Consider the following 16,337-nt stretch of genomic DNA (forward strand, 5'->3'; position numbering starts at 1 on the left):
TTCAAAAAATGCATTTTAAAGCACATTTAACATAATTTTAACGCCACGTGACTGCTTTTTGGCACTTTTGTCAGGTCGAACTGCTTAAAATTCTCTGTAAAAGCATTTAGTAGTTCATAGGCTTTTAAAAAGTATTCTTCCTGATTATCCCATGTTTCAGCGGGATCTAAAATTTCATCCGGCACCCCAGGGCAACTTAATGGCATCATCAGTCTAAATACATGGTGTTGCCTATATCTGTTATGATCTAAGCTGCCATCCAAAGCTGCAGAAATCATTGCCCGGGTGTACCGTAATTTCATCCTTTCCCCTACGCCATAAGGACCTCCGCTCCAGCCAGTATTCACTAACCACACGTTTACCTGATGTTTTTCCATTTTCTCGCCTAATAATGCGGCATATCTGGACGGATGCAGCGGTAAAAAAGCCTTACCAAAACAAGCCGAAAAAGTTAATTGAGGCGCTGTTATGCCGGTTTCCGTTCCAGCTACTTTTGCCGTATAACCGCTCATAAAGTGGAACATCGCCTGCTCTACATTTAACTTTGAAATGGGAGGTAATACCCCAAATGCATCTGCAGTTAAGAAAAAGATGTTTTTAGGAACAGTTCCTATTGAAGGCAAGATGGCATTATCAATATAATCTATTGGATAAGCCACGCGGGTATTTTCTGTTTTACTGATATCAGTATAATCAACCTGTTGCGTATCCGGGAAAAAACCAACATTCTCCAATAGCGATCCAGATTTTACTGCTTTAAAAATCTGTGGTTCTTTCTCTTCGCTTAAATCCACACATTTAGCATAACAACCGCCTTCAAAGTTAAATACCGAATCTTCGCACCAGCCATGTTCGTCATCGCCAATTAATCCTCTTTCCGGATCAGCTGAAAGAGTGGTTTTTCCGGTCCCGGACAAACCGAAGAATATAGCGGTATCGCCATTTTTACCCCTATTGGCTGAACAGTGCATGGATAAAGTATTATGATATACTGGCAGAATAAAATTTAAAACAGAAAAAATTCCTTTTTTTATTTCACCTGTATAACCGGTTCCGCCGATCAAAATCATCTTTTTGGTAAAATTGATGACTGAAAAATTCTGCTGTCTGGTTCCATCAGATACCGGATCGGCTAGAAAACCTGGTGCAGCAAGGATCGTCCACTCTGGACTTGCCCCCAATTGATCTTCCGCTGGGCGAATAAACAAATGATGGGCAAAAAGATTCTGATAAGCCGTTTCCGTAATTACCCTGATGGACATCGCATATTCGGGATGGGCGCAGGCGGAAGAATCGCGAACATAGATTTTCTTATCTTCCAGATAATTGGTTAGCTTATAAAATAGCTGATCGAATTTTTTAGGAGAGATTTTAATGTTTACATCTCCCCACCAAACCTGATCGTTGGTGATGTCGTCGCACACAATAAACCGATCTTTAGGAGAACGCCCGGTAAATTTTCCCGTGTCAACGGCAAGTGCCCCTGAAGTGGCCAACACACCTTCTTTATTTAATAAGGCTTCATCAATTAATTCCGTTGGAGATAATTGGTACTTTACAGCAATGTGATCGCCTAGATTTAAATAGCTTAAATCTGGCGTTTGCAGTTTCTTTTTGCTCATAACAATAAGTTAGTTAGTGCCGCAAAGGTAAAGACTTATTCTGTACAAAAACGAGTTTTAAAACTTAATTTTTTACATATTGTAGCAAATACACTATGATTTAATTATCTGAATTTAAATAGATTAAAACCATTTTTTAAACACAAAAAAAATTAAAAATATACACTAAGTAAATTTAGATAAATGGTTTTAGTAATGTTTAATCCTTACGACTACACCTACTTATAAGGATTTAAGAGGTGACGCTTCTTCGACTAAAAGATCAACTCTAAGTCCCATCTATGGATATACTCTTAAAAGCATCGGAGCAGGCTAACCAAGGGAGGGGATAATTAGGCGCTGGAAAGGCGAGTAACTTAGATAGCAGCAACAGCCCGCGTTAATTAAACCTGATAAAAGCGGAAGCTCCCCGATCTCACAAACAGTAAAACAGCAATACCATCGGGACTTTAGCGGTTAGCAGGGCTGCAATGTCCAAAGCACTACTGAAGCACCTTTTTTAATAAAAAAGTATCTCCCATACCTTATTGTAAAACCATCAGTAGCTTTTTTTTTGCGCCTTTGAATATATTTCCCGAAGACCGAGATAATATCGCTATTGCATTTACTTAAACGTTTTAATAAAAATTTCGAAATAAAAATTAAATAACATTTGCATTTTAAAAAAATAATCTTCTACTTTACGGTGTATAAAGTACACCAAGACAAGATGAATTTTAATACTTCAATTATTACAACGATTATTATTACCACCGGTATAAACCAGCGGGGCTAATTTGTTGTAAATTGAAAAAACATAAAACACAGAGCGTCCCGATGAAAATCGGGACGCTTTTTTTTTAAACCATGCTGAATGAAACCTGCAAAAACGCGCATTTCAAACCAACGTTGAACGTAGCAACAAACAGTTAAACCTCATATCAATAATGAAAGTACTCAAATTCGGCGGCACATCCGTAGGTTCGGCCGAGAACATTAAAACGCTTTTACGCCTGGTTGGCGAAGAAAAAAAGAACAATAATCCGGTAGTTGTATTATCGGCAATGAGTGGTGTAACCAATTTACTTACCGATATGGCCGAAATGGCTGAACGTGGTGAAGATTACGACGCACATTTAAAAGAAATTGAGGCCAAACACTTTGCTGTCATCCGCGCCCTTTTGCCTGCGGCAGCACAAAACCCGGTGTTTACCCGTCTGAAGATCTTTTTTAACGAATTGGAAGATCTACTGCAGGCCGTAACCAATCTGCGTGAATTAAGTTTACAAACCAAAGATCAGATCTTGAGTTATGGTGAACGCTGTTCCACCTTTATGATCAGCCATATTGCGTCCCAGAACATTGGCGGTTCGCTTTATGTAAATGGATCTGAACTGATTAAAACCGACAGCAACTTTGGACAGGCAAAGGTTGATACTGAGTTGACTGAACTGCTGATCAACAATTTTTATCAGGAAAATAAAGACCAGGTACTTTTTGTAACTGGTTTTATCGCCAGCAATGCTGCTGGCAGGGTTACTACTTTGGGCCGCGGTGGTTCTGATTATACCGCAGCGGTTTGGGGTGCCGCATTGAATGCGGAAGAAATAGAAATATGGACGGATGTAAACGGCATGATGACTGCTGATCCCCGTATGGTTAAAAAGGCTTTTTCATTACCTGAACTAAGCTATACCGAGGCCATGGAACTGAGTTATTTTGGGGCTAAAGTAATCTACCCGCCAACTATGATCCCAGCTTTTATGAAAAGGATTCCGATTGTGATCAAAAACACTTTCGAGCCTGATTTCGCGGGAACCTACATCAAAAGCGATGTAAAAACATCAAATCTACCCATTAAAGGAATTTCTTCTATTGATCATATCAGCATCATCAACCTCACCGGAAGCGGTATGGTGGGTAAAGCTGGCTTTAGCGGGCGGTTATTTTCCCTGCTTTCGCGCGAACAGATCAATGTGGTATTGATTACGCAATCTTCATCAGAACATAGCATTACTTTCGTCGTTAAACCAACAGATGCTTCGCAGGCCATTTCCTTAATCAAGAAAGAATTTGAGCTGGAACTGGATGCTAAAAAACTGGAATTGCCAGAAGTTGAAAATAACCTTGCCGTTTTGGCCATTGTTGGCGAAAACATGAAACGCACGCCGGGAATGAGCGGACGTTTGTTCAGCGCTTTAGGTCGTAATGGTATCAATGTAAGGGCAATTGCCCAAGGTTCTTCAGAATACAACATCTCGGTGATTATCAGTGCAGCTGATCTATCTAAAGCGGTAAATGCAGTACATGATGCCTTTTTTACCGAGCTGAAAAGAACATTGAACGTTTTCTGTTTAGGCACCGGAAACATCGGCAAAACGCTATTTAATCAGTTGAAAGAGCAAATGCCTTTTCTCGCTGCCAATAATGATCTCCAGGTGAAGGTAACAGGCATCAGCAATACACGCAAAATGACCTTCAATGCCGATGGACTTTCTTTGGAAAATTGGGAAACAGAACTGAACACAGATGGTGAACAGGCAGATTTAGCCGGCTTTGTTGCCAAAATGAAAGCCCTGAACCTGCCCAACTGTGTTTTTGTTGATAACACGGCGGCAGAACAGCCTATCGAATTTTACCAGGGCATATTTGAAAGCAGTATTTCGGTAGTTACCTGTAATAAAAAAGGCAACTCGGCAGATTATGCACAGTACAAATCATTCAAAGATACTGCCCGTAAATTTGGCGTTGACTTTTACTACGAAACCAACGTTGGTGCAGGCTTACCGATTATCCGTACACTGCGCGAACTGATGATGAGTGGTGATAAAGTAGCACGGATTGAAGCTATTTTATCAGGAACGATTTCTTATATCTTCAATAACTTTAAAGGCGACGCCGGTTTTTACGAAACAGTAAAGGAAGCACAGGAACTGGGCTACACTGAGCCAGATCCCCGTGACGACCTAAATGGGAAAGATTTTATGCGTAAGATGCTAATTCTTGCCCGCGATGCTGGTTATCCATTAGAAGCCAGTGATGTAAAAATCGACAACATTTTGCCTGATGCCTGCTTAAATGCAGCATCTGTTGAAGACTTCTATTCAGAATTACAGGCCAATGCAGCTTACTTCGAGAATTTAAAAAACACCGCAGCTAGCGAGGGAAAGGTTTTACGCTATATCGGTAAACTGGAAGATGGCAATGTAGAAATCAGCCTGCAAATGGTAGATGACAGTCACCCTTTTTATATGCTATCGGGCAGTGATAATATTATCTCTTTTACTACAGATCGCTACAAAACCCGCCCATTGGTAGTAAAAGGCCCTGGTGCTGGCGCCGAAGTGACCGCCGCCGGAGTTTTTGCCGATATTATTAACGTAGGAACTTTAAACAAATAGCTAAGCCAATCCATAATGAAAAATAGTATAAAAGTTTTCGCTCCGGCAACCGTTGCAAACGTAGTTTGTGGCTTCGATGTACTGGGTTTTGCCGTAAACGAACCTGGTGACGAAGTTGAAATGCGATTTACCGATACACCAGGTGTGGTGATCAAACAAATAACCGGCGATGAAGGACGTTTACCCTTAGACGCAGAAAAAAATACCGTAAGTGCCAGTGTTCAGCATTATTTAAAACACATCAATCGTTTAGACGTAGGCGTAGAAATTGAATTGCATAAAAAAATGCCTATTGGCAGTGGCTTAGGTTCAAGCTCTGCCAGTACCGTTGCCGGTTTATTTGCCATCAACAAATTAATGGGCGATTTACTAACGGTTAAGGAATTGGTTCCTTTTGCCATGAAAGGCGAAGAACTGGCCTGCGGTTATGGTCATGCCGACAATGTTGCACCGGCTTTACTAGGTGGTTTTGTACTGGTGAGAAGTTATGAACCCTTAGATGTAATCTCATTACCCACTCCTGCAGGCATGTATGCTGCAATTGTTTACCCGGAGGTTGATGTACCCACTAAAGATGCCCGTCAGATGATTCGCAGTAAGGTAGCTTTAAGCGATGCCGTTAAGCAATGGGGAAATGTTGCAGGTTTAGTGAGCGGGCTATTTATGAATGATTTCGACCTGATTGGAAGAAGTATGCAGGATGTTCTGGTAGAACCGGTGCGCTCGATCCTGATTCCTGGTTTTGAGGAAATGAGAAAACTGGCAACAGAGAACGGCGCAATTGGATTTGGGATTTCAGGTTCCGGACCATCCGTTTTCGCCTTAACAAAGGATGAAGAAACAGCCAGAAAAATTACCAAATTGCAACAACAACATTTACATAAAATAAATATCAATAGCAAAGCTTTTGTTTCTCCGGTGAATGCCGAAGGACCTAGCGTAATTTAAAGAAGGTGTAAGGTAAAAGGCTTAGGGCGTAGGGTTATACTCGGCGCCATTAACCCTAAACCTTACACCCCAAACCCTATACCTTAAAATGAAACTATACTCAACCAATAATAAAGATTTACGTGTCTCTTTCAAAGAAGCCGTTTTTAATAGCATGCCACAGGATAAGGGCTTATATATGCCTGTTGAAATTCCACAGCTTGATACAGAATTCGTTCAAAATATTGAGCAATATTCGTTACCTGAAATCGCTTATCAGGTAGCTTCTACGCTATTAAAAGAGGAGATTCCGGCTGAAGATTTAAAAGCACTAATTAACGATGCCATTAATTTTGATGCACCAGCAGTTCAATTAGATGATAAAACCTTTGTTTTAGAACTCTTCCACGGTCCATCGTTAGCGTTTAAAGATTTTGGCGCCCGTTTTATGAGCCGTATAATGGCTTACTTCTTAAAAGACGGCGAGCAGTTGCTGGATGTTCTGGTTGCTACTTCGGGTGATACCGGTGGTGCAGTGGCGCTAGGCTTCTTAGGCGTGCCTAATACCAGGGTAACGATCCTTTATCCGGAAGGGAAAGTGAGCCCGATACAGGAATTACAGTTAACCACCAACGGCGAAAATATCAGGGCTGTTGAGGTAAAAGGAACATTTGATGATTGCCAGGCACTGGTGAAACAGGCTTTTGCTGATCGTGAACTGAATGCGAAATTCAGGTTGACTTCTGCAAATTCGATCAATATCTCCCGATTGATTCCACAAACATTTTATTATTTTAACACTTACGCCCAACTTAAAAAACAAGGTTTTGAGGATGTGATATTTTCTGTTCCGAGTGGGAATTTTGGAAATATTGGCGCAGGCTTACTGGCTTATAAACTTGGATTACCAGTTAAACAGTTTATTGCCGCTACCAATGTTAATGACACAGTACCGCGCTTTTTAGAAAGTGGTGTTTATGAAACCAGGCCATCAACCCAAACCTATTCCAATGCCATGGATGTTGGTGCGCCTAGCAATTGGGTCCGCATTATGGATCTTTTTGATCAAGATGTAGAAGCGGTAAAAAAAATGGTTACTTCTTACCGTTTCACTGATGATGAAACACTGGAGGGTATTAAAGAAATAGACGAAAATTTAAATTACGTAGCCTGTCCGCATACCGCAATTGCATATTTAGCCATTGAAAAATACAGAAATGAAAACCCTGCAGATAACAGTGCCGCTGTTTTCTTATCAACGGCGCATGCCTGTAAATTCCCCGATATTTTCCCGGCGGAGATCGCAGCTAAAATTGAAATCCCGGTGCAAGTAAAGGCGTTAGAAAGCAAACCTAAACATGCAGATCAGTTAGGGATAGATTTTGAAGGATTTAAAGAATATTTGCTTAAAGGATAATAAAGATTGGTCGAGATTGTAGACTTAGAAGGATAAATTGACCAGATTTCAATTGGAGAACCATAGGTCCGGATTGCAAATCCGAACCAGCAGTCAAGTATGAAGTTAGTCGGGATTTGCAATCCCGACTCTGAACTAAGGATTTACAATCCTTGTAATTAAATGAATTATGGCTTTCAAATACGCTGTCACCGATCAAAACGACATTTACTTCATAACGACAACAGTAGTGGGATGGATTGATGCATTTACGCGAAAAGAACTTGCCGAAGTTATTATTGAAAGTCTTAAATATTGCCAATCACAAAAAGGATTGATTGTTTATGCCTGGTGTTTAATGCCAAGCCATTTACATATGATTGTGAGTGCTAAAGAAAATTACAAACTTTCAGATATTATCAGGGACTTTAAGAAATTTACATCAAAAAAAATTATAAAAACAATCGAAGAAATTAATGAAAGTAGAGAATGGCTCTTAGATAAGTTTTCATTTGCTGCACGGATCAATATGAAAAACAAAGAATATAAATTTTGGCAGGATGGTTTCCATCCTATTGGTTTATATTCAAATGAGTTTAAAGATCAAAAACTAGATTACATTCATAATAATCCTATTGAATCGGGAATTGTTTCTGAAGCGGAACATTACAACTATAGTTCGGCTATAAACTATTCTGGTGGTTTAGGCCTGCTGGAAGTTGTTTATTTATGATTAGGATTTTATAAACCAGATTGCAAATCTGCAGTACAATAAGTCCGGATTGCAAATCCGGACCAGCGTCAAGTATGAAGTTAGTCGGGATTTGCAATCCCGACTTTGAACTAAGGACTTACAATCCTTGTGATTAAATGAATTATGGCTTTCGAATACGCTGGCACCAATCAAAACGACATTTACTTCATAACTACAACAGTAGTGGGATGGATTGATGCATTTACGCGAAAAGAACTTGCCGAAGTTATTATTGAAAGTCTTAAATATTGCCAATCACAAAAAGGATTGATTATTTATAGCTGGTGTTTAATGCCAAGCCATTTACATATGATTGTGAGTGCTAAAGAAAATTACAACCTTTCGGACATTATCAGGGACTTTAAAAAATTCACATCTAAAAAGATCGTCAAAACGATTGGAGAAATTAATGAAAGCAGAGAATGGCTATTAGATAAGTTTTCCTTTGCTGCCCGAATCCATATCAAAAACAAAGAATATAAATTTTGGCAGGATGGTTTCCATCCCATCGCTTTATATTCAAATGAGTTTAAAGATCAAAAACTAGATTACATTCATAATAACCCTATTGAATCAGGAATTGTTTCAGAAGCAGAACATTACAACTATAGTTCGGCTATAAAATATGCTGGTGGTTTAGGCCTGCTGGAAGTTGTTTATTTATGACTAGATATTAATTAACCAGATTATAAATCTGGAATACAATCGGTCCGGATTACAAATCCGGACCAACTAAATTACTTCGCGCCCTGCGATTTTATCATTTTTAACTCATGCCTTAATGCCTCGATCTGTTGCTGTTGTTCCTTGATGCTGGCTACCAAAAGCGGAACTAAACTTTCATAATCTACCTTGGTGATGGTAGCACTTTTAAAAGCATTTTTTCCTGCACTGTAATCTTTGGACTGCACCGAAACAATATTTGGAACAGCTGCCTTTGCATCAGCTCCAACAAAACCATATTGAGGTCTGGCAGATAGTTTTAACTTCTCGGCCCAGGTTTTATCATAATTAAAACTTACGGGCTCCAGCTTGGTAACCTGGCTTAAAGCATTTTCTACAGGTTTAACATTATTCTGCACCACTTCTTGTGCACTGATTTTTAAAGAGGCAGCGATTAAAAGCACTGCGAATGAAATTGCTCGTTTCATATCTATTAATTATTTTGAAATTTTTGAAATAAAAATTGTTTCTGTTTTCTCGAAACAGGAAATAAATCTAAAAAGATGTATTAAATGGATGGAGGAGGCGTTAAAACCTCTGGAAAGTATGCCAGTTGGAAAGTATGATCAGGTATGATCACCTTTTTTGAAGTATGAAATGGGAAATACAAGGTCCCGTTAAATGAAATTTCCTGCACCGCAAATTCACTTTCCGTTTTCTTTTCTTCCTTTTCAGTTGCATCGTCATTTGTAGATAGAAGCTCAACATCACGATCAGAATAGCTTAAATAAGAAACCACATGGCTCACCTTAACGAAAAAAGCAAGCGCCATGCAGACCATCAATATATATTTAAGACTAACTGATTTCATCGTTACAAATATAGATGCTATTACATTAAAACAATAATTTAAACTTAATGTTCTGTCAGAATTTGAAATATTGAGCAGATGTTATGCGCAAACTTACGAGAGCAGGGAGCTATTTCGAATAATGGTTTGGATCAGACCTCCCAGGTTTTAGAAACCTGAGAGGGCTTTTTACTAAAAAATAGCCTTTGCAATTTGTTTGGTCTGTTCAGGGCGGCCCATGGTATAAAAGTGTAATACCGGCGCACCGAAATCAATCAGTTCTTTACATTGTTTGATCATGGCCTCAGTACCAATTTCTTTCGCCTCGTTGTTGTTTTTAGCATGTGATAGCGCATCGGTTAACTCATCAGGCAAATCAATATGGAATATTTTAGGCAATACATTTAACTGTGACAAGGTACTGATAGGCTTCAAACCCGGTATAATCGGAATATTGATATCGTTTTCCCTGCATTTCTTTACGAAATCAAAATATTTCTGGTTATCAAAGAACATCTGGGTAACAATAAACTCCGCTCCCGCCTCAACTTTCTTTTTCAGGTATTTAAAATCGGTATTCATATTGGGTGCTTCGAAGTGTTTTTCCGGATAACCTGCCACGCCGATACAAAAATCGCTCTTAAAGGTTTCCACATCTTCATGCAGGAATTTACCTTCGTTATGGTTCTTGATATGCTCAATTAAATCTGTAGCATAACAGTGTCCACCGGGGGTTGGCACAAAATTCCCGTCTGCCTTGCGCGCATCGCCACGCAAAGCTAACACGTTGTCGATTCCCAAAAACTGAAGATCAATCAGTGCATTTTCGGTTTCTTCTTTGGTAAATCCACCGCAAATGAGGTGTGGAACGGCATCAACCTTATATTTATGGATGATGGCCGCACAAATGGCAATGGTACCCGGGCGTTTACGGTAAGATACCTTTTGTAGCAAACCATTAGCCTGCTCCTTATAAATATAATCCTCACGCAGTGAAGTTACATCAATAAAAGGCGGATTAAACTCCAGCAAAGGCTCTATCGCATCGTAAATCCATTGGATACTTTGCCCTTTGATAGGCGGCAATAATTCAAAAGAGAACAGGGTTTTACCCTTTGCGTTTTTTATATGGTCTGTAATCTTCATACCTTGTTAATTGTCATGCTGAATGCTAATGAAGCATCTCATAAATAATGGCAGTTTCTATTTTTTAACTGTAAGTTATCTTCATACTTCGCTTAAAGATCCTTCGTTGCGCTCAGGATGACAAAAGTGAAGTGTTAATAAGCTAAATTCGGACTTAACCATCGCTCTACTTCTTCAACCGGCATATTTTTTCTGATGGCGTAATCTTCTATCTGGTCTTTGGTAATTTTTCCTAATCCAAAATATCTTGACTCTGGATGTGCAAAGTAAAACCCACTTACTGCAGCAGTTGGATACATGGCATAACTTTCAGTCAAACGTAGGCCAATTTTATTTTCAGCATCAAGCAATTCGAACAGGGTTCCTTTTTCGGTGTGTTCAGGACAGGCAGGATAACCTGGCGCCGGACGGATACCTGCGTATTCTTCTTTAATCAATTCCTGATTACTTAAGTTTTCATCCTGGGCATAACCCCAATATTCTTTACGTACCCGTTCGTGCATGCGCTCGGCAAAGGCTTCTGCCAAACGATCGGCCAGCGCTTTAGCCATAATGCTGTTGTAATCATCGTAATTAGATTCGAACTCATTCACCAGTTCATCAATCCCGATCCCTGCAGTTACGGCAAAACCACCAAAATAATCCTGAATTCCGCTTTCTTTTGGTGCAATAAAATCCGATAAAGCATAATATGGCTGCCCATCTACTTTTTCAGTCTGTTGGCGAAGGGTGTGGATTTTGACTAGTTTGGAGTTTGGAGTTTGGGGTTTGGAGTCTCCCAACTCAGCACCCTCAACTCTCAACTCGATGTCGTCTCCTACCGCGTTTGCGGGCCAAAAACCGATCACTGCCCTCGCGGTTAATAATTTCTCGTCGAGGATGCGTTTTAACAGAACCTGTGCGTCATCAAACAGTTTCTTTGCTTCATCGCCTACATTTTTATCGTCGAAAATTTTAGGATAACTACCACGGAGCTCCCATGTATGAAAAAAAGGTGTCCAATCGATGTATGGAACCAGTTCCTCCAGGGGATAATTATCGAAAACCCTGGTACCTGTAAATTCCGGAACGGGTAAATCGGGCTGAAAATCAATCTTGAATTTATTTGCTCGTGCTTCTTCTAAGGTCTTAAAGCGCTTATCTGAGCGTTTATTTAAATGCGCTTCGCGTGCTTTATCATACTCAGCTTTGATGCCGGCGATATATTCATCTCTCGTTTCAGGATTCATCAAGGTACTGCAAACGGTAACACTTCTTGAAGCATCTAATACATGGATAGCTGGCCCTGAATAATTCGGCGCTACTTTTACTGCTGCATGGATGCGTGAAGTAGTTGCTCCACCAATGATCAACGGGATCGTGAACCCCTCTCTTTCCATTTCTTTGGCAAAGTGAACCATTTCATCCAGCGAAGGCGTAATCAAACCACTTAAACCAATAATATCAGCATTTATTTCTTTGGCTTTTTTGATGATATCCTGTGCCGGAACCATCACGCCCATATCTATAATTTCGAAGTTGTTACAGGCCAGTACCACGCCTACAATATTTTTACCAATATCGTGTACATCTCCTTTCACGGTAGCCATTAATACCTTTCCGGCCGAAGAATTCTGGTCCTGATCAGGATTGTTCAGTTTTTCCTGCTCAATAAAAGGTAACAGGTACGCTACTGCTTTTTTCATTACCCGGGCCGATTTTACCACCTGGGGCAAAAACATCTTTCCGGCACCAAATAAATCTCCCACAATATTCATCCCATCCATCAATGGCCCCTCAATAACCTGGATCGGACGGTCGTATTTCTGCCGGGCTTCTTCTACATCATCATCCAGGTATTCTACAATACCCTTAACCAGGGCATGTGATAATCTTTCTTCAACTGAACCTTTTCGCCAGCCTTCATCTTTAACTACTTCTTTACCTTTGGTTTTAACCGTATCGGCATATTCAACCAGGCGTTCGGTTGCATCTTCCCTGCGGTTTAACAGTACATCTTCTACCCTTTCTAACAATTCTGGCGGAATTTCCTGGTAAACCTCCAGCATACCGGCATTTACAATACCCATATCTAAACCTGCGCGGATGGCATGATAAAGGAAAGCCGAATGCATGGCTTCTCTTACCACATTATTTCCCCTGAAAGAAAACGAAATATTGGAAACCCCTCCGCTTACCTTGGCGTGAGGCAGATTTTCTTTGATCCAACGGGTAGCATTGATAAAATCGACTGCATAATTATTATGTTCCTCCAGCCCGGTTGCCACAGTTAAAATATTAGGGTCGAAAATGATATCTTCCGGCGGGAAACCGATTTCGTTTACCAGGATATCATAGCTGCGTTTACAGATTTCGATCCGGCGTTCATAATTATCGGCCTGCCCATGCTCATCAAATGCCATTACCACTACCGCTGCACCATATTGCATAATTTTACGGGCGCTTTCACGGAATTTATCTTCGCCTTCTTTTAAAGAAATGGAGTTAACAATCCCTTTCCCCTGCAGGCATTTCAAACCATTTTCAATCACCGACCACTTTGATGAATCGACCATAATCGGCAGTTTGGCGATATCTGGCTCTGAAGCAATGAGGTTCAGGAATTTTGTCATGGCGGCTTCCGAATCCAGCATTCCTTCGTCCATATTCACATCAATTATCTGTGCACCGCCTTCAACCTGTTGCAGGGCAACGGCCAATGCAGCTTCATAATCGCCACCCAAAATCAGTTTAGAGAATTTTGGAGATCCGGTAATATTAGTACGCTCTCCAATGTTCACAAAAATGCTTTCTGGGGTAATGGTTACGGGCTCCAGCCCGCTTAAGCGCATGTATTGCGGAAGTTTCGGTAATTTTCTGGGTTTGGCTTTTCGTGCATTTTTAGCAATACAGCCAATATGCGCTGGTGTAGTACCGCAGCAGCCGCCAACAATATTTACAAAACCCGAGGCAATAAAATCATCAACCAGATGGGCCGTTTCGTGCGGTTGCTCATCGTAAGCACCAAACTCGTTGGGTAAACCTGCGTTTGGATAAGCTGAAACATAGCAGCCTGCCTTTGTAGCCAGCTCTTCAATATGCGGACGCATCTCTTTTGCACCCAAAGCGCAGTTAAAACCAATACTTAGCGGTTTTGCGTGCATTACAGAGTTTAAAAAAGCTTCGGCAGTTTGCCCGGAAAGTGTTCGTCCGGAAGCATCAGTAATGGTACCAGAAATCATGATTTCCAATTTACGCCCTATTACCTCTTCATATTTTTTAATGGCTACAATAGCCACTTTAGCATTTAAAGTATCAAAAATGGTTTCAATCAACAATACATCCGAACCACCATCTACCAAACCCCGTACCTGCTCATAATAAGCTTTTTCCAACTCATCAAAATAAACCGCCCTAAAACCAGGATCGTTTACATTTGGCGACATGGAAAGGGTACGGTTTGTTGGGCCGATAGCACCGGCCACGAAACATTTACGATCAGGATTTGCTGCCATAAATTCATTTACAGCTTCTTTTGCCACCCGTGCGCCTTCATAACTCATTTCGTAAGAAAGGTCTTCCATCTGATAATCAGCCATGGAAATACGCTGTGTACTAAACGTATTGGTTTCGATAATATCTGCACCAGCCGCCAGGTACTCCAGGTGTATCGTTTTGATGATATCCGGACGTGTGATATTGAGCAAATCGTTATTGCCTTTCACGTCACAAGGATGGTTTTTAAATCGCTCTCCCCTGAAATCTTCTTCGCTTAAGTTATATCGCTGAATCATGGTACCCATTGCACCATCGATCACCAAAATACGTTTCTCTAATTCTTCTCTTATACCCATTTGCTGTTGTAAGATTTGAGATATGAGAGATTAGATATGAGAATGGATTAGACGTAATGTCTAAAATCTCAAATCTATTGTCTCAAGTCTCTAAAAGGCTTATTGAAAAAGTTGGTACGTGAATCGTAATCCTAAACTTATCTGTTTCCGCTATTTGCAGAATAGAATTTAGCACCTTGTAGGTTACAGGTTGCTAAGACTTCGTTGGGTCTAATCCCTCCGTCTTTCTTAATAAGCATACAAAAATGCAACAAAGCATGATCAATTCCAAAAATTATCGCTTTGCTGCCAAATAAAATTACAAAGGCCACGCAAAACTGCGCAGCCTTAAGAATATTATTTTGTTTTTGAGATCTATTTTCTGCTTCCAAAAATGCGTAATAGGAAAAGGAATATGTTTAAGAAGTCTAAGTATAAGGACAATGCAGCTACAATAGCCATTTTCTTGCTTTCAACCTGAAGAACCTGTTCGCCATTTGCCTCAATTCCTTCACCAATTCTTTTGATTTTTTGCACATCATAGGCTGTTAATGCAGTAAATATTGCAATACCAATGAATGCCATAAACAAACTAAACTGTTCGCTTTGAATAAACATATTAATTACACTGGCAATCACTAAACCAATAACCCCAACCATTAAGATTGGTCCAAATTTACTTAGGTCAATATTGGTTGTATATCCCATAAATGCCATAATTCCAAATATTCCCGCCGCGCCCGCAAAACAGCTCACGATTGAGCCTGAGGTATAAGTTAACAAGATAAAACTTAAACTCACCCCAGTCAGTACTGAATACAGGACGAAAACACCAATTAGTGCGGGTAATGATAGTCTACTTAAACCAAATCCCATTAAAAGAACTAGTCCCAGTGGCGCGAACATGGCAATGTACCCGAAAATCGACATACCAACTTTACCGGTAGATGGATTAACGGTTAGCAGGTATTGCATAAACTGCTCATTTGTTCCAAATAAATAGGCCGCTACTGTTGATAAACTCAATGCCACAAACATCCATAAGAAAACGTTGGCGAAGAATTTTTTAGAAACAGATCCTTCCTGAACGAAAACACTGTTGTTTTGATATTGATAATTTTGTTGTTCCATTTTAATTTTTGTATGTTAAATGATATAAAAATAAAGATTTAGTTCAATCTTTTTGTCAGCAGTTCTTCAACTTTTTTAAAGAACTGTAAAGGTTTTAAGGTACGCCATGGCAGATTGTCAAACGCACCTCCAAAGTTAATGTAATAATCAATGCTGTTATCACGGAATTCGCTGATTACATGTTCCTGAAAATTCACCCCAACAATCCAGCCATCTTCTACTTCCTGAAACCATTCTTCATAATAACTATCGTCTGAAGCATGAAAATTCAGTACATTTTCGCCAATCAGGATAAATTTATTAAGTCCTTCATCCATCATCATCTCCAAAATATCGCGTTTTAGCAACATAATGTCATTATTAATGGCATCGTTCCACTCGCCTATAAACTCTATAATGGCATAACTGCGGTCATAGTCAGCATACAAAACCTTCATATATAAGGTATTAGAGCCAAACTCATCCCATTGCGGGTGTAGCAAAAAGTTATAGATCTGCTTATCAAAGTAAAGTTCTGAATACTCGGTGTTATAAAATGGCGAACGCTCATCTTCTGCCGAAATATAATCATCTCTCCACTGGTAATAAGGCTCAATTTCGTGCATACTTTTTTCTAATTAATGAATGAGTGAGTGAGTTTTGATGAGTGAATGTTA

General features: G+C 39.9%; 12 protein-coding genes and 1 riboswitch. Of the genes, 5 read left to right on the forward strand and 7 right to left on the reverse strand.

Annotated features, from left to right (window positions below; genetic code table 11):
- Positions 1 to 26 precede the first annotated feature (26 nt).
- A complete protein-coding gene (pckA, locus tag ACFE6N_RS00155; protein WP_378932538.1) occupies positions 27 to 1,622 on the reverse strand; it encodes a phosphoenolpyruvate carboxykinase (ATP) in 1,596 nt (531 codons plus the stop codon).
- A 926-nt stretch (positions 1,623 to 2,548) separates the two neighbouring features.
- Between pckA and thrA the strand changes: the two genes are divergently transcribed.
- The 5 genes from thrA to ACFE6N_RS00180 all read left to right on the forward strand — a co-directional run bounded on the left by thrA (position 2,549) and on the right by ACFE6N_RS00180 (position 8,745).
- On the forward strand, positions 2,549 to 5,002 hold the full coding sequence (thrA, locus tag ACFE6N_RS00160; RefSeq protein ID WP_378932542.1) for a bifunctional aspartate kinase/homoserine dehydrogenase I: 2,454 nt from the start codon (positions 2,549 to 2,551) through the stop codon (positions 5,000 to 5,002).
- Positions 5,003 to 5,017: 15 nt separating this feature from the next.
- Positions 5,018 to 5,950 carry a homoserine kinase gene (locus tag ACFE6N_RS00165; RefSeq protein ID WP_090984422.1) on the forward strand — a complete coding sequence of 311 codons (933 nt, stop codon included), beginning with the start codon at positions 5,018 to 5,020 and terminating at the stop codon, positions 5,948 to 5,950.
- 88 nt (positions 5,951 to 6,038) lie between these two features.
- The gene (thrC, locus tag ACFE6N_RS00170; RefSeq protein WP_378932545.1) at positions 6,039 to 7,346 is read left to right on the forward strand and encodes a threonine synthase; all 1,308 of its coding nucleotides are present in this window, start codon (positions 6,039 to 6,041) and stop codon (positions 7,344 to 7,346) included.
- Between the two features lie 169 nt (positions 7,347 to 7,515).
- Positions 7,516 to 8,058, forward strand: coding sequence for an REP-associated tyrosine transposase (locus tag ACFE6N_RS00175; protein WP_378932547.1), 543 nt, complete (start codon positions 7,516 to 7,518; stop codon positions 8,056 to 8,058).
- A 144-nt stretch (positions 8,059 to 8,202) separates the two neighbouring features.
- Positions 8,203 to 8,745, forward strand: coding sequence for an REP-associated tyrosine transposase (locus ACFE6N_RS00180; RefSeq protein ID WP_378932550.1), 543 nt, complete (start codon positions 8,203 to 8,205; stop codon positions 8,743 to 8,745).
- A gap of 71 nt (positions 8,746 to 8,816) precedes the next feature.
- Here ACFE6N_RS00180 and ACFE6N_RS00185 read toward each other — a convergent pair whose 3' ends face one another.
- From ACFE6N_RS00185 to ACFE6N_RS00210, 6 genes are all read right to left on the reverse strand, one after another.
- Positions 8,817 to 9,230, reverse strand: coding sequence for a tail fiber domain-containing protein (locus ACFE6N_RS00185; protein ID WP_378932552.1), 414 nt, complete (start codon positions 9,228 to 9,230; stop codon positions 8,817 to 8,819).
- Between the two features lie 80 nt (positions 9,231 to 9,310).
- On the reverse strand, positions 9,311 to 9,613 hold the full coding sequence (locus tag ACFE6N_RS00190) for a hypothetical protein (protein WP_378932555.1): 303 nt from the start codon (positions 9,611 to 9,613) through the stop codon (positions 9,311 to 9,313).
- 171 nt (positions 9,614 to 9,784) lie between these two features.
- Positions 9,785 to 10,738, reverse strand: coding sequence for a methylenetetrahydrofolate reductase [NAD(P)H] (gene metF, locus ACFE6N_RS00195; protein WP_145857489.1), 954 nt, complete (start codon positions 10,736 to 10,738; stop codon positions 9,785 to 9,787).
- A gap of 134 nt (positions 10,739 to 10,872) precedes the next feature.
- Complete coding sequence (gene metH / locus ACFE6N_RS00200) at positions 10,873 to 14,571, reverse strand: methionine synthase (RefSeq protein ID WP_378932558.1); 3,699 nt, start codon at positions 14,569 to 14,571, stop codon at positions 10,873 to 10,875.
- A 134-nt stretch (positions 14,572 to 14,705) separates the two neighbouring features.
- Positions 14,706 to 14,809: riboswitch (SAM riboswitch) on the reverse strand.
- A 116-nt stretch (positions 14,810 to 14,925) separates the two neighbouring features.
- Positions 14,926 to 15,681: a Bax inhibitor-1/YccA family protein gene (locus tag ACFE6N_RS00205; protein ID WP_378932560.1), complete on the reverse strand. Its 756-nt coding sequence runs from the start codon at positions 15,679 to 15,681 to the stop codon at positions 14,926 to 14,928.
- 38 nt (positions 15,682 to 15,719) lie between these two features.
- Positions 15,720 to 16,286: a hypothetical protein gene (locus tag ACFE6N_RS00210; RefSeq protein WP_090984443.1), complete on the reverse strand. Its 567-nt coding sequence runs from the start codon at positions 16,284 to 16,286 to the stop codon at positions 15,720 to 15,722.
- Positions 16,287 to 16,337: the final 51 nt, after the last annotated feature.

The sequence above is a fragment of the Pedobacter sp. BG31 genome (assembly GCF_042464845.1).
Classification (GTDB): domain Bacteria; phylum Bacteroidota; class Bacteroidia; order Sphingobacteriales; family Sphingobacteriaceae; genus Pedobacter; species Pedobacter suwonensis.